Genomic DNA, 17982 nt, shown 5'->3' with positions numbered 1-17982 from the left:
CGCTCTGAGCTCTTTTCCCCGCCCCCGGGTTTAAAAGCCATTTAAGAATGGAATGTTAAGTTAAAAATAGAGGGAACGCGAAACGCTAAGTGTGTGCCTTTTGAAAGCAAAGATCTACTGTTGGCGAAGAATAAAAGAAAATGTCCTCACAAAACTCGTGCACAATAAAAATAAGGAAAGGATCGATTCTTCTCGATCCTTTCCTTATTTTTTTAAAAGTCAGTTGGCTTCTCCTCCACTACCATATCTTCTGCCTTGGCGGCATCGCCGTAGGTGGGGGCGAGGGTGTCTTCAAATGCTTTGGTGAAGAATTTTTCTCCGTAGAGTTTTTCGATAATTCCGTTGACGCAGTCGAGCATTTCTTTGTTGCCTTTTTTCACTGCAGGGGCGATGTAGTCCACATCGCCCAAGGTTTTGATGCCCACGTCGTAGCCGTCGTTTTCCAGTGCCCATGCCAAAACTTCGGTGTTGTCGGTGCTCATGGCATCGCCGCGGCCGTCTAAGAGGGCGCTGTAGGCTTCGGCGTATTGATCGTATTTTTGCAGTTTCACTTCGGGGTGTTTTTCGGTAAAGTAGGTTTCCGCCGTGGTGCCTTTGGAGATGATGAGGGTTTTGTCTTTCAGTTGGGCGACGTCGGTGATTGCACCTTTCGGGGAGACGACGCCCAGGGAGACTTTCATGTAGGGCAGCGCGAAGTCGACTTGTTCTTTTCGCTCGTCGGTGACGGTGAAGTTGGCGAGGAGGAGATCGATTTTGTTGGCGTTTAGGTATTCGACGCGGCTTGCGGCTTCCACGGGAATGTATTTCACTTTCACGCCCAGTTCTTTGGCGATGCGATCGCCGAGGGCGATGTCGTAGCCTTTAAATTGGCCTTTTTCGTCCATGTAGCCGAAGGGTTTTTTGTCGCCGAAGACGCCGATGGTGATTTCGCCGGATTTTTTGATTTCTTCCACGGTGCGGGTGCCAGCTTTGTCGGCGACAGGGGCGCCTTCTTCCACGCCGCCGCAGGCAGCGAGGCCCAGGGCGAGTGTGGCGATCATAAGTAGGGTAAGCAGTTTTTTCATTTTGTCCTCCTTAGTTGTAATGCAATCCTTCTAAAAATTGGCGGCTGCGTTCGGTTTTCGGGTGCTCGAAAAAGTCTTGCGGCCCCGTGTCTTCGATGATGTGTCCTTCTTCCATAAACAGGATGCGGTTTGCGACTTTTCTCGCAAATTCCATTTCGTGGGTGACGATGAGCATGGTTTTGCCTTCTTTTGCCAGTTCGCCGACGAGGGCCAAGACTTCCTGCACCATTTCCGGGTCCAGGGCGGCGGTAACTTCGTCGAAGAGGAAGATTTCCGGATCCATGAGCATGGCCCGAAGGATGGCGACGCGCTGTTGTTGGCCACCGGAAAGGTTTCTCGGATAGCTTTGGGCTTTGTCTTTAAGCCCCACCCTGTCCAAGAGGGCCAGGGCGCGCTTTTCAGCCTCGGCTTTGTCTTCGCCTTTGGCTTTCACGGGCCCGAGGGTGAGGTTGTCGATGACACGCATGTGGCCGAAGAGTTCGTAGGACTGAAAGACCATGCCGATTTTTTTTCGTACGCCGGGCATGGCTTTTTCTTCTTTCACGACGCTTTCGCCGTTCAGCAGGATGTCGCCTCCCTGTATTTTTTCCAGGCCGTTGATGCAGCGGAGCATGGTGCTTTTGCCGCAGCCCGAGGGGCCTAATACGGCGATGACGTCGCCTTGTTGGACTTTCAGGGAGAAGCCGTCGAAAATCGGTTCGCCGTCGTAGGTTTTGACCATGTCTTTTATTTCCAGTATAGCCATTATGCCTCCTTCCATTTCTTTTCAAGGTAGCCTGCCCATTTGGACAGGGGGTAGCAAACTAAAAAGTATAAGATTAAGATGACGAGGTAGATCCACAAGGCGGCGGAGGCGAATTCCAGCCGCACGGCTTCCACGATTTGTTGCCCGGTTTTGATGACTTCCACGACACCGATGAGGGCGATGAGGGAGGTGGTTTTAATCATGCGGGTCACCAGGTTCATGGCCTGTGGAATGAGGCGGCGAAGTGCCTGGGGAAGGACGACGTAGCCCATGATTTGTAATCGGGTGAGGCCGATGGAGGCCGCGGCTTCGTATTGGTGTTTGGGAATGGATGAGATGGCGCCGCGAACCAGGTCGCCCATTTCCGCCGTGCCCCAAAGGGTGAAGACGATGATGGCCGCGTTAAAGCCGGAGATGTGTACGCCCAGGGCCCTGGCCATGCCGAAATAGACGATAAAGAGGAGCACGAGTTGGGGCATGAGGCGCATAAATTCCAAATAGATTTTCGAAAGGATTTTAATGACCGGGGATTTTTTCGTCATGACCCAGCCGAAGACGAGGCCGAATAGGATGGATAGGGCCACGGAGATGAGGGACACTTCCATGGTGACCCATAGGCCTTTTAAAAGCCTCGCCACGGTGTGGGGATTAAGCAAGAGCGCTTGTGCCGATGCCACGTCGCATTCTCCTTTCCAGTAAGCTGAAGATGACGGCGACGGGCACCAAGATAATCAGGTAGCTCATCACCAAGAGGAAGAGGGCTTCGTCGGTTTCGTAGTAGAGGCCAATTAAATCTTTCGCCACGTACATGAGATCCGCCAGGGCCACGGCGCTGAAGACGGAGGTTTCTTTCAGAAGAAAGATGGTGTTGGCGCCGATGGATGGCATGGCCACGGCCAGTGCCTGTGGCAGGACGACGTAGCGGATGCGTTGGCCTTTGGTGAGGCCAATGGCCATGGCCGCTTCAATTTGTCGCTTATCCACGGCTTCGATGCCGGAGCGGAAGGATTCGGCCATGTAGCTTGCCCCGAGAAAGATCAGCCCCGCCACGGCGCAAGCTTCAGAGGACAAGACGATGCCGATTTTCGGCAGGCCGAAGTAGAGAAAAAACAGTTGAATCAACAAGGGGGTGTTTCTGGAGATTTCGATATAGACCTTGGCGAGGCCGTTTAGCACGGGGATTTTTTCCACGCGAATCAAGGCGAGGATGAACCCCACGAGGGCCGATGCCGCCACGCCGATGAGCCCGATTGACAAGGTGAGTTTCGCCGCCTCGACGTAGTGGGGCAACATGGCCACGAGAAAATCTCGGTTCATAAGTACTCCTTTCAGGCAATTAAAAAAAGCGAGCCGAAGCCCGCTTCAAGATGCCTATGGAAAATAACAATCAGGACAAGCCCATGTCTTTTCCCAACATCTGCGCAGGCAAATAACCCGTACAACAACAGGTACAGGAACAAGCACATTTGCAGATGCTTTGGAATAAGGTGTTCATGGTTTCTCCTTTTGATTTTTTCTTATCATACCACGACACTTTCGCCTTGTCAAACCAATTTACTCTGATTTAACTTCTCCCCTATCGGGCTTCGTTTAAAAGGCCTTCGAGGATTCTGACGGCGGTGTCGATTTCATCTTTCGTCGTGTTGTAATCGGTAACGAAGCGCACAGGCACCGTGCCCGCTTCTTTCGGGCCCATACGATCGAATTGTCCGTGTTTTTCCAGTTCGTCGGCCACAGCTTTCGGCAGGCGAATAAATAATTGATTGCTCTCGGGAGGATAGATAAATTCCACGCCCAGGTAATCAAGTTCCCGCGCCAGGTAGCTTGCGGCCATGTTGGCGGTGCGGCCGTTTTCGAAATAAAGGTCGTCGGTGAAGAGGGCTTCGTATTGGGCGCCCAGGGTAAAGCCCTTGGCCATAAGTAGGGCCCGCTGTTTTTGGAAGTAGATAAATTCCCGTGCCAGGTCGTCGTTTTTAAAGACCAGGGCTTCGCCGAAAAGGGCGCCGTTTTTCGTGCCGCCGATGGAAAAGATGTCGGCGTAGTCCATGTATTCGGAAAGCTTCACGTCATTGACCTCGCTTGTGAGGGCGCTGGCCATGCGGGCGCCGTCGATGTAGACGGGAAGAGAATATTTATCCGCCACTTTTTTAATGGCGGCGAGCTCTTCTTTTCGGTAGACGAGGCCGGTTTCCGTGGTGTTTGAAAGATAGATGATGCCGGGGAGAACGTTGTGGAAATCGCCGAAGGATGCGATGAATGCATCCAGCACCTCGGGATCGTATTTTCCGGCTTCGGTGTTTACCGTGACCACTTTGTGGCCCGCGGCTTCCATGGCGCCTACTTCGTGGCCCACCACGTGGCCCAGATCGGCGCTGACGATGGCTTCGTGGGGACGCAAATGGAAGGTGAGAGCCAAAAGATTGGCCGCCGTGCCTCCGTGGACAAAGTGGACGGGGTAATCGCCGCCGGTGGCTTCTTGAATCAGGCGAATGGCCCGCTCCGTGTGGGGATCGAAGCCGTAGCCGGCATTTCCCTCGCCGTCGGTGGCGGCCAGGGCTTGAAGGACCTTCGGATGGCATAAATCGTGGTAATCGTTTCTGAAATTAAACATAAGCACCCCTTTTTCATTGTCTTTTTGTTTTTGTCATTATATCATAGGCACGAAAGGAAGGTTTCTATGAAAAAGACTCGCCACGGCGCCGATCTTTACGCCCTGGAAACAAAATACCACTATCGCCCGGAGGAGATACGGGATTTTTCGTCGAACATTAACCCCCTGGGCCCTTCGCCGAAAGCCATGGAGGCGGCGGCAAAAAACATACGTGCCCTGTGTCGCTACCCGGATCCGGAATATCGGAAGCTGAAGGCGGCCATGGCCGATTATCTGAAGGTGGCCCCGGAGGCCGTGCTTTTAGGAAGCGGCACATCCCAGCTCATTCAAGAGGCCATCGCCCACATAAAACCCGCCCGGGCGCTGATTAACAGCCCCTGCTACAGCGAGTACGCCCGGGAGCTGGAGAAAATCGGGGCGGAGATTTTTGAATACCACTTGGATTACCACAAAAATTTCGTCCCGGGCGTGGACGAAATCATCGCCCAAATTCGTAGCGAGGCCGTGGATCTTTACGTGCTCACCAATCCCAACAACCCCACGGGCTCCATTTTGACTCGGGCGGATGTGGCGCGGATTTTAGACGAAACCGACGCCTATGTCTTGGTCGATGAAACCTACATCGAGTTTACGGATCCCGCCATTTACTCCGCCGTGTCTTTAATCAGAAGCCGCGAAAAGCTTATCGTGATTCGCGGTACGAGCAAATTTTTCGCCACGCCGGGGATTCGCCTGGGCTACGCCGTGACCGGTGATGAGGCCCTTCACGGGGCCCTTGCCGAGAATCTTTCCATGTGGGGGATCAATGCCATGGCCGATATTATGGGCCGGGTCATGTTTCAGGATGTGGCTTTTCGTGAGGAAAGCTTTCGCCTGATTCAGCGGGAGAAGGGGAAGGTCATCGCCGCACTGGAGGCCGACGAGGCCCTAAAGGTGTTTCCCTCCTACGGCAATTTCGTCTTGGTAAAGATTAAAGACGGTGTGCACACGGCGGCGGAACTTCGCGAAGCCCTTCTCGCGAAGAAAATGGTGATCCGCGACTGCGCCAATTTCAAAAATTTAGACGAACGCTTCTTCCGCTTCTGCCTTTTGGATCCGGAATCCAACGAGGCGTTGGTAAAGGGGATCGACGATTTCTTTAAAACGTCTAAGCCGAAAACGGCTTGATCTCGCCATTGCAACCTGTGGTTGCAAAAATTCCAAGACCTGTGTATGGCATGCAACCGGCTCATGGCGTATTCTTTTTTCAGAAAGCGAACCGACTATGTTTACAAGGAGTGTCTCATGTTATTTTCTGAAAAGCTCGTCTACCTAAGGAAAAAATCCGGCCTCACCCAGGAAGCCTTGGCTGAGGCCTTGGGCGTGTCCCGCCAATCCGTTTCGAAGTGGGAAGCAGCCGGCGCCATGCCTGAAATGGCGAAGATCATCGAAATCAGCAAGTACTTTCACGTGTCCACGGACTTTTTGCTTTTGGATTCCATGGATCCCTCCGAGGATGGGGCGAATCAGCCGGCGGAAGAAGCTCTCTCGTCCGTTGCATTGGAAGATGCCGATGGTTACATGAATTACCTCGCCGACCGCGCGCCGAAGGTGGCCCTGGCCGTGAGTCTGTTTATTCTCTCCGCCATTCCACCGATTCTGGCCGGCATTGCCGATACCGACGCCGCCTACACCTTGGGCATCATCGCCACCCTGGCCGTGGTGGCCGTGGGCGTCTTTCTTCTGGTCTACGGCCCGAAAATGCCCGACGATTTCGAGGCCTTCGACGAACCCGTGGATACGGCCTACGGCGTGGACGGTGCCGTGAAAAAACGCAAGGAGGACTACGCTCCTCTTCACAGCCGCCGCTTGAGCGCGGGAATCATTCTGTGTATTCTCTCCGCCGCGCCCATGCTCTTTTCCTCGGCGGCGGGAAGAGGCGATGCCTTCACCACCACGGGCTTCGCGGCCACATTATGCATCGTGGCGGCCGGCGTCTTTTTCATCGTGCGCACTTCGGTCATCGAGGCGGGCTTCGATAAGATTTTGGAACAGGGGGATTATACCCGCCGCAAAAAAATCGCCCGTCGCCGGACAGCGCCTTTTCAACGGGCCTACTACCTTTCGGTGCTCTTGATCTTTTTGGCCCTGTCCTTTTACACGAATAAGTGGCAGTGGACGTGGATTCTTTGGCCCGGGGCGGCGCTGGTCAACGTCATCTGCCGCAGCATCGCCGAGTCCATTCGGGCCTTCAACGAAGACTAGCCGGCTTTCCTACTTCAGTCCGTAAATTTTCCCAATAAAAAATCCCCCACTCTCTACTGAGTGAGGGATAATTTTTTGCTTATCTTTGAGCCAATTCGTGGTCGAAGATGTAGAGGCCGTTCCAGGATTCGTTGATACGTTCCAAGCGTTCGACGATGTTGCGGAAGGTGTCTTCTTCTTCACGTTGTTCTGCGATGAATTTATCGAGGAATTGTTGGGTATTCAAGCAGCCCACTTCGATGGCTTCTTTGTAGATGGCCTTGATGCGGCGGGTAACTTCTTGTTCGTGTTCGTAAGCGGCACGGAAGGTGTCGGTGAAGTTACCGAATTCCTTCGGCGGCTTCGGAATGGCTTCGTATTCCGGTACACAGTCGGTTTCTTGAAGGAAATCGTAGAATTCTCTTGCGTGTTCCAATTCTTCTTTGGCTTGTTGTACGAAGAAGTGGTTGAAACCGGACATGCCTTGGCTGTCCATGCAGTTGGCCATGGACATGTAGATGTAGGCCGATTCAATTTCAAAGTTAAGTTGTTCGTTCAGTTTTTTGCTTAATTCGTTGGACATAACATTCCTCCTAACCTTACTCCTAAAAGTACGGTTCATAAACGCCATACACTGGTACGCCTTTTTCTACGAGGCGCGCCAGGACAGTGGGGATTTCTTCGACTTCCAATCTAAGACGAATACCGTTGTAGCGAAACAGACAACGCCCGGCATAGGGGCTGTCAGGCTTATTTAGTAGGTCCATGAGCTCGCCGATGTGCGCATCCATATCGCCGATTTGGAAAAAGATATTCCGAAAACCGGCTTGTTCTCTGTTGATTGTTTTAATTAATAGTGTATCGTGCATGAACGTAACCCCCCGAACTCTGTTCGCTTTACTTATACCCGAGGGATTCACTTTTAATCGGTTTCGATTCGAATATTGTCGATTTCCGTAAGACCTTTTGCGGTAATTTCCACGCGACGCAGTGCATTTAGGCGAAAGGCGGGATTTTTTTTCGCCATGGCTTCTTTTGTGAAGCGCACCGTTTCCAAAGCCCGCTTGTATTCCCACTTTTTCGCCGCGTACTGCCATTTCAAGAGGCCCGTTTCCACGGCGGCGTGCAAGCTGTCTTTTTCAGGCGAATAGTCCACTTTCTCCCCGGCTGCGTCGATTAAGGTGATCTTTATATCGGCGCGGCCGCTTTTTGCTGCCACATCCAGGGCGAAGTCCCCTTCAGCCGCCGCGTTGACGTTCAGAGCGTAGGTGCCGATGAGTCGGGCCACGTGATTGTTTCCGCCGCGGCCCGAGGGGGCGAAGGCCCCTTCCTGATAGGTGGTGGCGCCTTTTATGTCCGGCGTGGCGGCAGTGGCGGTGGAAAGATCGGCGTCTTCCTCGAAGTCGGCGAAGCAAATGCCCCCGGGTTCTGTGGCCAGGGCAAAGCCCGATTGCGGCAGGTAGGCCCTAATATCATGAAACAGTCCCTGGTCTTTTACAAAGGCATAGGCCGCCACTTCTAAAAAGTGCTGTTGGTCTTTCTTGTCCAACACATTGCCCGTGGCCAATGCCAGGGCCTGGAGGCCTTCCCGATCCAACCTGCCCCAATTGGAATTAAATTGGCTGTGATTGGCGTAGTCCACGAGGAGCTGGCCCCGCCAGGCACCTGCGCGGCGGTATTGATCCATTCCTTCTAGGGAAGCTACGTCCTGATCCCACGCCCCGGCGACGAGGAAATAGGGTACTTTCAGTTCCACCGGGCGATCCCCGGGCTCGTACTGGCTGTCTGTCGGTGCCACGGACAGGACGCCTGCCACTTTCATGTTTTTCGTGGCCGTGCCCGTGTCGGGATTGTAGGGCAATTGGGCGAAGGATGCCGCCACCGCCGCCGCTTCGCCGCCGCGACTGTGGCCGCCGAAGTAGAGGCGATTTTTATCGATGCGGCCCTTGAAGCGGGGGTCACTCAAGATTTTGTCGGCATGATCCAAAAGGCTCAGGGCCCGAGCGTCGTTTTCGCCGGAAAGGCCTTTGCCTAAATAGGCGTTAAAGTGGGACTGCTCCACGGATTGAAAGGCCACGCCACGCGCCGCCAAGTAGCGGCCCAGGTAGTCGTAGCCCCCTTTGTTGTCCTCGATCATGTTGTGATTGCCGTGAACGAAGACGACGAGGGGCACGTTCTTCGCCCCGACAGGCAAATAGAGATCCCCTTCGTAGGGCACGTGGGCGGGGGTGTAGCCGAAAAAGAGCTTCCGCAAACGGTCTTGATGCTTGGGCAGGCGCAGGTAGGCGGCGTAGTTTTCTTCCCCGTAGTCGTAGCTGCGGCCGGGGCCGTAAGTAATTTTTTCCACCTCGTAGCGTGCGGGGATGCTTTTCTTCGCCTCCGCCACGTCGGGTCTTGTCTTGGGGCCGGGCCACGCGCAGAAAAAGATGAGCCCGGCCATAAGGATCGCCCCCGCTGCAGTGGCCGCCGGGTAAAGCTTCCGCGCCCCCACGCCCAGGGCGAAGAGCCAGATTACCGCCACCACGGCGGCCGTGGCGGTGTAGATGTAGGTATCGGGGGCGGGGCCCAGTGAGGCGGTGGCGCTGAGCACGTCTTCTACCTCATAGGCCAGGGCGCCCAAGAGGAGCATCTCCGTCGCCGCCGGGGTGAGGATGCTTGAGGCGAAATTTTTGACCAGCAGGATCGCCCCTAAAAGGGCACAAAAATAGATCCCCCACAAAACCACGTCGGCCACAGCGTGGGGAATCTTTGTCTGAAAGTAGAAGCCGGGGAATTCATCCAGGAAAAAGAGCTCCAGAAAGCCTGCGAGCCACAGAAGTCGCCCGCCGTTAAAGGCGCCTTTATTCAGCTTCTTCCATGTCCCCTTCATGGGCACACCCCTTTCCCCGGCAAGGCTTTCTCGCCAGATCCGCGGCGGGAATCACGACAAACTCCACGCCGTCGTCGGTTTCGATTTTTACCTTCACCAAGGCCTCTAAGGTATTGGTGGCCACGACCACGCCCTTGCCCTCGGAGGTGTAGACCACGCGTCCCACCCGGGGCATGATTTTTAAATTCTCTTCGTAGCCCGGCTGCTCGTATCTTAAACAGCACAAAAGCCTGCCGCAGACGCCGCTGATGGCGTCGGGATTTAAGGAAAGGCCCTGATCCTTGGCCATGTTAATGGATACCGGCGAAAAATCTCCCAAAAAGGAGGCGCAGCAGCACTCTCTGCCGCAAATGCCGATGCCGCCTAAAAGCTTGGCCTCGTCTCTCACGCCGATTTGTCTCAGCTCGATGCGGGTGCGGAAAATAGCCGCCAAATCCCGCACCAGGCGGCGAAAGTCCACCCGGCCTTCGGCGGTGAAGTAAAAGAGCAGCTTGGAATTGTCGAAGGTGTACTCCGCGCTGATGAGGCGCATTTTCAGGCCGTGTTCTTTAATTTTTTCCTCGCAGACCACCATGGCCTCCCGAGCCAAATTGCGGTTGGATCGGTGGCGCGCATCGTCTTCTTCCGCGGCCATGCGCAAAATAGGCTTCAGCTCGCCTACAATATCGTCGGCGGCCACGGCCTTGCGCTCAATGGCCACGTAGCCGTATTCCACGCCCCGGGATGTCTCCACAATGACGCCGCCGTCTTGAACGGGAGCGGTGTCTTTGGGATCGAAATAATAAATTTTTCCGCGGCGCTTAAATCGCACGCCGACTACATCTCTCGTCTCTGTCAAAATCCACTAGCCTCCAATTGTTATAAGCAGCCATTCAAAGGCAAAGCTTTTGTTTACATTCATCTCCACATAGCGCCGCGCTCGGTAAATGGCATCGATGATCTCATAGACCCGCATCCCCACCGCCTCGGACTGGCGGGCGATGGGCACGCGGTAATCTTTGTTCTTGATTGCATGTTCATCGCCGGTTTCGTAATAAACGGCCATGTCCCGAAAATAGGCGAGCATCTCGTCGAAAATTTCGCTCAAATGCTCTTTCTCCTCGTCGAAAAAACTGCGCGCCAAAAAAGCTTCCTCCTGCCCGGACAAAACTTTCTCGATAAGGCGATAGATGCGGTGGCGCCGCTCGGGATCGGAGGTGGCCCCGCCGCTTTTTAAATCCAAAAAGCCCGCACGGGAGCGCACCGTAGGCAGAATTTTCTCCGGCGACGCAGTTAAAAGGAGAAAGCGGGTCTTCGCCGGTGGCTCTTCCAGCACCTTTAACAGGGCGTTTTGCCCCTCCACGGTGGTGGTGTCGAAGTCCACAAAGACAAAGACCTTGCCGCCGCCGCCGTAATCCGTCATGGCCGCCGCCTTCAGCACCCCTTCGATGCGCTCCTTTTTTATGGATGCCTTGGCGGTTTTTTTAGACGGGGCGATTTCCACATAGTCCGGATGATTCTCCCCTCGCCCTTCGCCGGATAAAAAGAGCTTGCAGGAAGGGCAATGGCCGCAGGGCGCCTCCTCGCCGGTGCACAAATAGCCCATGGCCAGGCGACGCGCCGCCTGAAGGGCCGCCTCCCCGTCGCCTTTTAAAATGTAGGCGTGTAAACCGGACTTTACGAGATCCGCCGTCAAATGTGGATGCCCTTAATTAAATCGATGGCAAAGACATGGGCTCCGGCGTGGATTTCGTCTCGCCCGCTGTGTTTGCCTACGACCTTGTCGAAGATGGCTTTTAATTTTTCGTACTGACTGTCGGTGACGCCGATGACCACCGTCGTGTTGCCCTCTTTCATGAAGCCGCCGGTGGAGGCCATTTCCGTGACGGAAATATCCGCCTCAAGCAATTCGTCGATGACATCGCCGACAAAGCGGTCGGCAATAATCGCAACCACCATTTTATCCATGCTGCGCCCCCTTAATAACGATTGTATTCGGCCACATCGAGAATGAAGATGGTGGCGCCCCCGACGCGCACATTTAAAGGATAGGGCATAAAGGATTCCCCGGGCGACATGGATACCATGGAGGTGGGCTCTTCCCGCACGGAGCAATTGGCTTCCATAATGTCGAAGAGTTCATCCATGTCTTTTTCTTCCACGCCCATTAAAAGGGTGGTGTTGCCGGCCTTTAAAAAGCCCCCGGAAGAAGATAATTTCGTGACGCGGAAGCGCTTTTCGGTCAATGCGTCGATTAAACCGGGGGCATCTTGATCCTGCACAATGGCAAATATTAGTTTCATTTAATCCGGTACTCCTTTTCAATGGCTTCGATGCAGCGCTTAAGCACCTGATCCGCCGCGGCGGATGCGTCGATAAGGCTCAGGTCTTCTTTGCGCCGCTCGGCCAAGATTCTATAATAGGTCTCCACCGTGTCCATGACCTTTTCGTCGGATTCCAGGCGATCGGCGAGACGTTCTCTCATGCGTGTTTTGCCCGTGCCCTCAGGCACGTCCAGGTATAGGGTGATGTCTGCTTCGAGGCCGTCGGTGGCGAAGGCGTTAATGGCTTCGATGGGCGAAAGGCCCAATTGCCGGCACAGCCCCTGATAGACGAGGCTCGAAAAGACGTAGCGCTCCGACACCACCAAGGCTCCTTCGGCCAAGGCAGGGCGGATCACTTCCTCCACGTGTTGTGCCCGGGCCGCGGCATAAAGCAGGGCCTCGCAGCGCGGGTGCATGGCTTTGTTTTCGGGATCCAGGAGAATCCCACGCACGGCTTCGGAGATGGCCGTGCCGCCGGGTTCCCGCGTGTGGAGCACCGCCACGCCCTTTTCTTTAAAATGGCGGCAGATGCCTTCGGCCACGGTGGATTTGCCCGATCCGTCCGGTCCTTCGATGACGACAAATAATCCTTTCATGGAAACACCCCCTCGGCTTTATTATAACATAGCTTTAGTCCGGCTCGTAGGCGGCAAAACCTTCGGCGAAGCGGGTCTTAATGCCGTAGCTTGCGAAGACTTCATCCAGCACCTTAAAGAGGGCGGCGAAATTGTCCTTAGAAATATTCGCCCCCATGTGGCCGATGCGAATGATGCGGTCGTGAAGCTTGCCGGCGCCTTTGGAGATAAACACGCCCCGCTCACGGCACTTGGCGAGAAATTCCGTGGCGGAAATCCCCTCGGGCAGGCACACGGCGGTGACCGTATCGGCAAAGGAATCCTTCGGGTAGAGCTCGAAGCCTTCCTTCACGAAAAGTTCCCGGGTCATTTTGCCGTAGGTTCTGTGCAGATTCACGCTGTCCCGCATCTCCCACAGATCCAGGGCCTTGTTCAAAGCGCCGGTTAAGTGTTCGCTCATGGTGTAGGGGAAGGCGAAATCTTCCTGACCGCTCATGTAGTTTAAGACATTCATGTAGTAGCTGGGGATGGGCGCCTTGCGACTACGCATCTTTTCTTCCGCCGCTTCGGAAATGGTAATCATGGAAAGGCCCGTGGGGGCGGAGAGGCATTTTTGCGTGGCGGAAAGCATCATGTCCACGCCATACGCATCGAAGTCGATGTCTTCGCCGCCGAAGGAGGACACGCAGTCCGCAATGGACAGGATGCCGTAGTCTTTTAAGAGATTGCAAATGGCCTTTACGTCGTTGGTAAGGCCCGAAGGGGTTTCACAGTGGACCATGGTGGCCATGGCGAAATCGGAATCTTTTTCCAGAAAGGCCTTTAATTCATCCAAGTCGAAGCCCCGGCGATGATCCTTTTCGTAAAGCACGGCTTCCCCGCCGAAAAAGTTCACGTAATCGGCAAAGCCGCCGCCGAAGACGCCGTTACTCATAACCAGCACCCGCTCCCCCGGTTCCATGAGAGAGCAGACGGCGGCCTCGAGGGCGAGCATCCCTTCGCCTAACATAATCACCGTGGGGCGGGTGGTCTTTACCACGGCGGAAAGCCGCTTTTCCACATTCCGGTGAAACACTTCGTAGGCCGGATCCAAGTCCGGATTGGTTACCACTTCCGTCATGGCCGCTTCCACTTCCGGCAATAGCGTCGTCGGGCCCGCACATAAAATTCGCATGATCGTCTCCTTTGTTGTTCGGTATGCATTGTCTTATCTACAGTATAACACGCTTCAGGCGGTTGAACCTATCCTGATATTGAGGTATACTGAGGGCAACCGCATGTATTATAGGAAAATAGGAGGATTTTATGTCATTAAAAGGAACTAAAACTGCCAACAATCTTTTGATCTCTTTCGCAGGAGAATCGCAAGCCACGGCACGCTACACCATGTACGCCAAACAAGCAGACAAAGATGCTTCCGTTCAAATTAAAAACATCTTCTTGGAAACCGCACGCAACGAAGAAGAACACGGTAAGCGCTTCTTTAAATACTTGCTCGACGACTTCAACGAAGAAGAACTGGAAGTAAAATGGGATTACCCCGTGGCTTTAGGCAGCACGGAATTAAACCTGAAACACGCCGCTGAAGGGGAAAACGGCGAAGCCACCGACATGTATCCCAAATTTGCGGAAATCGCCCGCGAAGAAGGCTTCGACGACATCGCCGACAACTGGATTGAAATCGCCGAAGTGGAAGAAGCCCACCGCGATCGCTTCCTGAAGCTGTTGGAAAATATTAAAGAAGACAAGCTCTTTAAGCGCGACGAAGTTGTGCTCTGGAAGTGCAACAACTGCGGCTACATTCACGAAGGCAAAGAAGCCCCGGAAAAATGCCCCGCTTGCTTCCACCCGCAAAAATGGTTTGAACTCTTCGTCGAAACCTATTAAAATACACTTGAAACCAAGCACCCAAGCCACGGCTTCGGTGCTTTTTTCATGAAAGGAGATACCATGGATCGAAACAAGCGCGTGGCCGAGATGGAGGCCATTTTAAACGAGCACACTGACGCCGTAAAGGCCTTTCGGGAGGCGCTGGCCGCCTTCGAAAAAGCCCAGGTAGCCTACGACAAGCTGGATGCTTACTACAGCTCCCACGATTGGTTTGACGACGTGGAGGCCTACGACAAAGGCGAGATCAAGGTGGACTGCGGTGTCCTCACAGAAGATGCCGTCTACGATTTAATCGGCGACAATTACGAAATGGCCAAGGAAATGATTCGCCTGGCCAACGCCATTTTTCAAAAGCACTGAAAAAAGCGGGAGACCCCCGCTTTTTTTATTACCGAAATCGGCGCTTTCCCTTCCTATTCATTTCGCGTCCCGAAGATTCGCGCAAAAAAAGGGTAGGCCGAAGCCTACCCGATTTTGTATGACAGAAGCGTTTGAAAGCCTCAAATTGAATGGATTATTCGTATTTGTAGAAGCCTTCGCCGCTCTTACGACCCAATTTGCCGCCGCGAACCATTTTGCGCAGAAGAACGTGTGCGCGGTATTTGCTGTCGTGGTAGTCGTTGTAGAGAACGTCCATGATGGCCAGGCAAACGTCCAAGCCGATTAAGTCAGCTAAAGCCAAGGGGCCCATGGGGTGGTTTGCGCCTAACTTCATGGCAGTATCGACGTCTTCAACAGAAGCGACGCCGTCGCCGACGATGCCGACACCTTCGTTGATCATGGGGATCAGGATGCGGTTTACGACGAAGCCCGGAGCTTCTTCGACTTCGACCGGGGTCTTGCCGATTTCGTTGGTTAAGTCGATGATGGTCTTCTTGGTTTCTTCGCTGGTGTGTAAGCCGCAGATGATTTCAACTAATTTCATTGCGGGAACCGGATTGAAGAAGTGCATGCCGATGACTTTGTCGGGACGGCCCGTGACTGCAGCGATGTCGGTGATGCTCAAAGAAGAGGTGTTGGTTGCGAGGATGGTCTTTGCGTCGCAAAGTTCGTCGCATTGTTTGAAGTAGTCTTTTTTCACTTCGGGATCTTCCGAAGCAGCTTCGATGACGATGTCGCAGTCGGACAGGTCTTTAAATTCTTCGACGAGGGAGATGCGTTTCATGGCAGCGTCCATGTCTTCTTGGGTCATGCGTTCCTTGGAAACATTCTTGGCGTAAGCTTTTTCAACCTTGCCCATGATCTTGGCGATCTTTTCGTCGGTCAGGTTTCTACTCTTGATAACTACTTCGTGGAAAGGTGCGGCAACTTGAACGATGCCGAGACCCATCGTACCCGAACCAATAACTCCGATTTTCATAAGAAATCCTCCTATTCTCTATTTAAACGATTGTTTATTTACCGGTAAATTCCGGGGCACGTTTGCCCAAGAATGCGGTCATGCCTTCTTTTTGATCTTCGGTGGCGAAGCAGAGGGCAAAGGCCGACTTTTCAATGTCCATACCCGTTTGAATGTCTGCTTGCAGACCGTCTACAATGGCGCCCTTAGCGTAGGATACGGCGCGGGAGCCCTTGGATGCAATGGTTTCGGCGAGCTTTGTCGCTTCATTCATTAATTCTTCCGGTGCCACCACGGCGTTGACTAAGCCGATTTCATAGGCGCGATCCGCCTTAATGTTTTTGGCAGTGTAGATCAATTCTTTCGCAATGCCGACGCCGACGGTTCTCGGCAGACGTTGGGTGCCGCCGAAGCCCGGGGTGATCCCGAGGCCCACTTCCGGTTGGCCGAAGACGGCTTTTTCGGAAGCGATGCGAATGTCGCAGGCGAGGGAAAGTTCACAGCCGCCGCCTAAGGCGAAGCCGTTAACTGCAGCGATAACGGGTTTGGAAAGCCGTTCGATTAACATAAAGGTGTCCATGCCGAGTTTTGCAAATGCGTGGGCTTCTGCCGCGTTGAGCGGTTGCATTTCAGAAATGTCGGCGCCGGCGACAAAGGCCTTGCCCTCGCCGGTAAGAATCACTACAGCTACTTCATCGTCGCCTTCCAAGGCGGTGAAGCAACGGTTGAGTTCGGTTAATACCTCGGTGTTCAGGGCATTTAAGCTCTTGGGCTTATTAATCTTCACCGTGGCAATGGCGTTTTGTTTTTCTACAATCAGGTATTGAAAGTCCACTATGGCACTTCCTTTCAGTTAATCTTGTTTAGCGTTCGACGGTAAGTGCGGTACCCATGCCGCCGCCGATGCAGAGTGTTGCGAGACCCTTCTTGGCGTCGCGACGTTTCATTTCATATAAAAGGGTGGTGAGGATACGCGTACCGGAAGCACCGATGGGGTGACCGATGGCGATGGCGCCGCCGTTGACATTGGTTTTGTCCATGTCGAGACCTAAGGTCTTAGCTACTGCGCCTGCTTGTGCTGCGAAGGCTTCGTTTGCTTCCACGAGGTCGAGTTCGGAGAATTCCCAACCGGCTTTTTCCATTGCTTTTCTGGAAGAGGGGATCGGGCCCGTACCCATGATCTTGGGATCAACACCTGCGGATGCGTAGCTTGCGATCTTAGCCATGGGCTCAACGCCTAATTCTTTGGCCTTTTCTTCGCTCATTACGATAACCATGGCGGCGCCGTCGTTAATACCGGATGCGTTGGCTGCGGTAACGGTACCGTCTTTAATGAATGCGGGTTTCATGCCGCCGATGCTTTCTTTGGTAACGCCGTCGCGGATGTATTCGTCTTTGTCGACGATGGTTACTTTTCCTTTGCGGCCTTTAACTTCGACCGGTGCGATTTCTTCGTCGAAGATGCCTTCTGCACGAGCCTTGCTGGCGCGTTGTTGGCTGACTGCGGCGATTTCGTCTTGGTCATCTCTGGTGACGTCGTATTCTTTTGCTACGTTTTCAGCGGTAACGCCCATGTGGTAGTCGTTGAATGCATCCCAAAGACCGTCTTTAATCATTTCATCGACGAGCTTCTTGTCGCCCATGCGAGCGCCCCAACGCGCGTCGTTCAAAATGAAGGGTGCGCAGCTCATGGATTCGGTGCCGCCTGCCAATACGATGTCGGCATCGCCTGCTTTAATGATTTGAGCTGCTAAGGATACGGCGCGTAAACCGGAACCGCAAACCTTGTTGATGGTCATAGCCGGCGTGGATTCGGGTAAGCCTGCGTGAAGGATAACTTGACGGGCTACGTTTTGGCCGAGACCTGCTTGAAGTACGTTGCCGATGATGGCTTCTTCGATGTCTTCAGCTTTGATGCCTGCGCGTTTGATGGCTTCTTTTGCTGCGGCTACGCCTAAATCTACAGCGCTTACACCTTTAAAAGCGCCCCCGAAGGAACCCACGGGTGTTCTTGCTGCACTTACGATAACGACATTTTTCATTTTATTGCCTCCCTTTTTGATATGTCTGTTTGCTCAATTGTTTTGCAATTGTTTTCCAACTTCTATCTGCATTATAAAATATAAAAACAGCCCCGTCAATAGATTTGGCGAAAATTTGTTAATTATTTTTCAAAAAAATTCGGGAGCAATCCGCATAAATTAGGGATAATTATTTTTTATACAAACAAAACCGGCGGTCTAACCCCTTCTTTACGGGGTTTCGTTATATTTTTTACATATAAACTCCATTGCAGGAAAATGATTTGCGTAGTTTTCATGTTTATTTCCAAACAAAAAAAGAGCGCCCCCCGAAGGTGCGCT

At 53.4% G+C, this 17982-nt stretch carries 21 protein-coding genes; 4 read left to right on the top strand and 17 right to left on the bottom strand.

Features of this window, described 5'->3' with window-relative positions:
- Positions 1–212 precede the first annotated feature (212 nt).
- From WKT05_RS10210 to WKT05_RS10190, 5 genes are all read right to left on the bottom strand, one after another.
- Positions 213–1064: a cysteine ABC transporter substrate-binding protein gene (locus WKT05_RS10210; protein ID WP_340414011.1), complete on the bottom strand. Its 852-nt coding sequence runs from the start codon at positions 1062–1064 to the stop codon at positions 213–215.
- Between the two features lie 10 nt (positions 1065–1074).
- The gene (locus WKT05_RS10205) at positions 1075–1809 is read right to left on the bottom strand and encodes an amino acid ABC transporter ATP-binding protein (protein ID WP_445323189.1); all 735 of its coding nucleotides are present in this window, start codon (positions 1807–1809) and stop codon (positions 1075–1077) included.
- Positions 1809–2486, bottom strand: coding sequence for an amino acid ABC transporter permease (locus WKT05_RS10200; protein ID WP_340414010.1), 678 nt, complete (start codon positions 2484–2486; stop codon positions 1809–1811). Before WKT05_RS10200 ends, WKT05_RS10205 begins: the two co-directional genes overlap by 1 nt.
- A complete protein-coding gene (locus tag WKT05_RS10195; protein WP_340414009.1) occupies positions 2458–3126 on the bottom strand; it encodes an amino acid ABC transporter permease in 669 nt (222 codons plus the stop codon). Before WKT05_RS10195 ends, WKT05_RS10200 begins: the two co-directional genes overlap by 29 nt.
- Before the next feature lie 259 nt (positions 3127–3385).
- Positions 3386–4420 (bottom strand): threonine aldolase family protein, encoded by a 1035-nt coding sequence (locus WKT05_RS10190; protein ID WP_340414008.1) that lies wholly within the window; start codon positions 4418–4420, stop codon positions 3386–3388.
- A gap of 66 nt (positions 4421–4486) precedes the next feature.
- On the opposite strand from WKT05_RS10190, the gene WKT05_RS10185 reads away from it, so the two are divergent.
- Complete coding sequence (locus WKT05_RS10185; RefSeq protein WP_340414007.1) at positions 4487–5587, top strand: pyridoxal phosphate-dependent aminotransferase; 1101 nt, start codon at positions 4487–4489, stop codon at positions 5585–5587.
- A 117-nt stretch (positions 5588–5704) separates the two neighbouring features.
- The gene (locus WKT05_RS10180; protein WP_340414006.1) at positions 5705–6664 is read left to right on the top strand and encodes a helix-turn-helix domain-containing protein; all 960 of its coding nucleotides are present in this window, start codon (positions 5705–5707) and stop codon (positions 6662–6664) included.
- Between the two features lie 79 nt (positions 6665–6743).
- Here the strand turns inward: WKT05_RS10180 and WKT05_RS10175 are convergent, their stop codons facing one another.
- Genes WKT05_RS10175 through WKT05_RS10135 form a run of 9 tightly spaced genes read right to left on the bottom strand, consistent with a single transcriptional unit; the run spans position 6744 to position 13564 of the window.
- Entirely contained in the window at positions 6744–7226 is a 483-nt protein-coding gene (locus tag WKT05_RS10175) for a ferritin (protein WP_340414005.1), read from the bottom strand.
- Between the two features lie 22 nt (positions 7227–7248).
- Complete coding sequence (locus WKT05_RS10170; protein ID WP_215508734.1) at positions 7249–7512, bottom strand: hypothetical protein; 264 nt, start codon at positions 7510–7512, stop codon at positions 7249–7251.
- A 53-nt stretch (positions 7513–7565) separates the two neighbouring features.
- Positions 7566–9512 carry a hypothetical protein gene (locus WKT05_RS10165; protein ID WP_340414004.1) on the bottom strand — a complete coding sequence of 649 codons (1947 nt, stop codon included), beginning with the start codon at positions 9510–9512 and terminating at the stop codon, positions 7566–7568.
- A complete protein-coding gene (locus WKT05_RS10160) occupies positions 9484–10350 on the bottom strand; it encodes a PSP1 domain-containing protein (RefSeq protein WP_340414003.1) in 867 nt (288 codons plus the stop codon). The genes WKT05_RS10165 and WKT05_RS10160 overlap by 29 nt, the downstream gene beginning before the upstream one ends.
- A gap of 6 nt (positions 10351–10356) precedes the next feature.
- Positions 10357–11187 (bottom strand): DNA polymerase III subunit, encoded by an 831-nt coding sequence (locus tag WKT05_RS10155; protein WP_340414002.1) that lies wholly within the window; start codon positions 11185–11187, stop codon positions 10357–10359.
- Positions 11184–11459 (bottom strand): cyclic-di-AMP receptor, encoded by a 276-nt coding sequence (locus tag WKT05_RS10150; protein WP_215508730.1) that lies wholly within the window; start codon positions 11457–11459, stop codon positions 11184–11186. Before WKT05_RS10150 ends, WKT05_RS10155 begins: the two co-directional genes overlap by 4 nt.
- Positions 11460–11470: 11 nt before the next feature.
- Positions 11471–11794 carry a cyclic-di-AMP receptor gene (locus WKT05_RS10145; protein ID WP_108832022.1) on the bottom strand — a complete coding sequence of 108 codons (324 nt, stop codon included), beginning with the start codon at positions 11792–11794 and terminating at the stop codon, positions 11471–11473.
- Positions 11791–12411 (bottom strand): dTMP kinase, encoded by a 621-nt coding sequence (gene tmk, locus WKT05_RS10140; RefSeq protein WP_340414001.1) that lies wholly within the window; start codon positions 12409–12411, stop codon positions 11791–11793. Before tmk ends, WKT05_RS10145 begins: the two co-directional genes overlap by 4 nt.
- 34 nt (positions 12412–12445) lie before the next feature.
- On the bottom strand, positions 12446–13564 hold the full coding sequence (locus WKT05_RS10135; protein WP_340414000.1) for a pyridoxal-phosphate-dependent aminotransferase family protein: 1119 nt from the start codon (positions 13562–13564) through the stop codon (positions 12446–12448).
- A 131-nt stretch (positions 13565–13695) separates the two neighbouring features.
- On the opposite strand from WKT05_RS10135, the gene rbr reads away from it, so the two are divergent.
- Together rbr and WKT05_RS10125 are read left to right on the top strand one after the other, a co-directional pair.
- Positions 13696–14277: a rubrerythrin gene (gene rbr / locus WKT05_RS10130; protein WP_340413999.1), complete on the top strand. Its 582-nt coding sequence runs from the start codon at positions 13696–13698 to the stop codon at positions 14275–14277.
- Positions 14278–14340: 63 nt separating this feature from the next.
- Positions 14341–14640, top strand: a complete 300-nt coding sequence (locus WKT05_RS10125; RefSeq protein ID WP_340413998.1) for a DUF4298 domain-containing protein — start codon at positions 14341–14343, stop codon at positions 14638–14640.
- Between the two features lie 154 nt (positions 14641–14794).
- On the opposite strand, the gene WKT05_RS10120 is transcribed toward WKT05_RS10125, so the two are convergent.
- The 3 genes from WKT05_RS10120 to WKT05_RS10110 are packed head-to-tail and all read right to left on the bottom strand — an operon-like array spanning position 14795 to position 17661.
- The gene (locus WKT05_RS10120; protein ID WP_340413997.1) at positions 14795–15640 is read right to left on the bottom strand and encodes a 3-hydroxybutyryl-CoA dehydrogenase; all 846 of its coding nucleotides are present in this window, start codon (positions 15638–15640) and stop codon (positions 14795–14797) included.
- Positions 15641–15674: 34 nt separating this feature from the next.
- On the bottom strand, positions 15675–16454 hold the full coding sequence (locus WKT05_RS10115; protein WP_215508985.1) for an enoyl-CoA hydratase-related protein: 780 nt from the start codon (positions 16452–16454) through the stop codon (positions 15675–15677).
- 28 nt (positions 16455–16482) lie between these two features.
- The gene (locus tag WKT05_RS10110; protein ID WP_340413996.1) at positions 16483–17661 is read right to left on the bottom strand and encodes an acetyl-CoA C-acetyltransferase; all 1179 of its coding nucleotides are present in this window, start codon (positions 17659–17661) and stop codon (positions 16483–16485) included.
- Positions 17662–17982 lie beyond the last annotated feature (321 nt).

Source organism: Peptoniphilus sp. HCN-40583 (assembly GCF_037892835.1).
Lineage (GTDB): Bacteria > Bacillota > Clostridia > Tissierellales > Peptoniphilaceae > Aedoeadaptatus > Aedoeadaptatus rachelemmaiella.
This window is presented reverse-complemented; position numbering and strand designations above follow the sequence as displayed.

Excerpts from the sequence above, each read along its gene's own strand:
- WKT05_RS10175 (WP_340414005.1), bottom strand. The coding sequence starts at position 7,226 with ATGTCCAACGAATTAAGCAAAAAACTGAACGAACAACTTAACTTTGAA.
- WKT05_RS10150 (WP_215508730.1), bottom strand. The coding sequence starts at position 11,459 with ATGGATAAAATGGTGGTTGCGATTATTGCCGACCGCTTTGTCGGCGAT.
- WKT05_RS10195 (WP_340414009.1), bottom strand. The coding sequence starts at position 3,126 with ATGAACCGAGATTTTCTCGTGGCCATGTTGCCCCACTACGTCGAGGCG.
- WKT05_RS10170 (WP_215508734.1), bottom strand. The coding sequence starts at position 7,512 with ATGCACGATACACTATTAATTAAAACAATCAACAGAGAACAAGCCGGT.
- tmk (WP_340414001.1), bottom strand. The coding sequence starts at position 12,411 with ATGAAAGGATTATTTGTCGTCATCGAAGGACCGGACGGATCGGGCAAA.
- WKT05_RS10190 (WP_340414008.1), bottom strand. The coding sequence starts at position 4,420 with ATGTTTAATTTCAGAAACGATTACCACGATTTATGCCATCCGAAGGTC.
- WKT05_RS10205 (WP_445323189.1), bottom strand. The coding sequence starts at position 1,809 with ATGGCTATACTGGAAATAAAAGACATGGTCAAAACCTACGACGGCGAA.
- WKT05_RS10180 (WP_340414006.1), top strand. The coding sequence starts at position 5,705 with ATGTTATTTTCTGAAAAGCTCGTCTACCTAAGGAAAAAATCCGGCCTC.
- WKT05_RS10185 (WP_340414007.1), top strand. The coding sequence starts at position 4,487 with ATGAAAAAGACTCGCCACGGCGCCGATCTTTACGCCCTGGAAACAAAA.
- WKT05_RS10145 (WP_108832022.1), bottom strand. The coding sequence starts at position 11,794 with ATGAAACTAATATTTGCCATTGTGCAGGATCAAGATGCCCCCGGTTTA.
- WKT05_RS10135 (WP_340414000.1), bottom strand. The coding sequence starts at position 13,564 with ATGCGAATTTTATGTGCGGGCCCGACGACGCTATTGCCGGAAGTGGAA.
- rbr (WP_340413999.1), top strand. The coding sequence starts at position 13,696 with ATGTCATTAAAAGGAACTAAAACTGCCAACAATCTTTTGATCTCTTTC.
- WKT05_RS10165 (WP_340414004.1), bottom strand. The coding sequence starts at position 9,512 with ATGAAGGGGACATGGAAGAAGCTGAATAAAGGCGCCTTTAACGGCGGG.
- WKT05_RS10210 (WP_340414011.1), bottom strand. The coding sequence starts at position 1,064 with ATGAAAAAACTGCTTACCCTACTTATGATCGCCACACTCGCCCTGGGC.
- WKT05_RS10125 (WP_340413998.1), top strand. The coding sequence starts at position 14,341 with ATGGATCGAAACAAGCGCGTGGCCGAGATGGAGGCCATTTTAAACGAG.
- WKT05_RS10120 (WP_340413997.1), bottom strand. The coding sequence starts at position 15,640 with ATGAAAATCGGAGTTATTGGTTCGGGTACGATGGGTCTCGGCATCGTT.
- WKT05_RS10110 (WP_340413996.1), bottom strand. The coding sequence starts at position 17,661 with ATGAAAAATGTCGTTATCGTAAGTGCAGCAAGAACACCCGTGGGTTCC.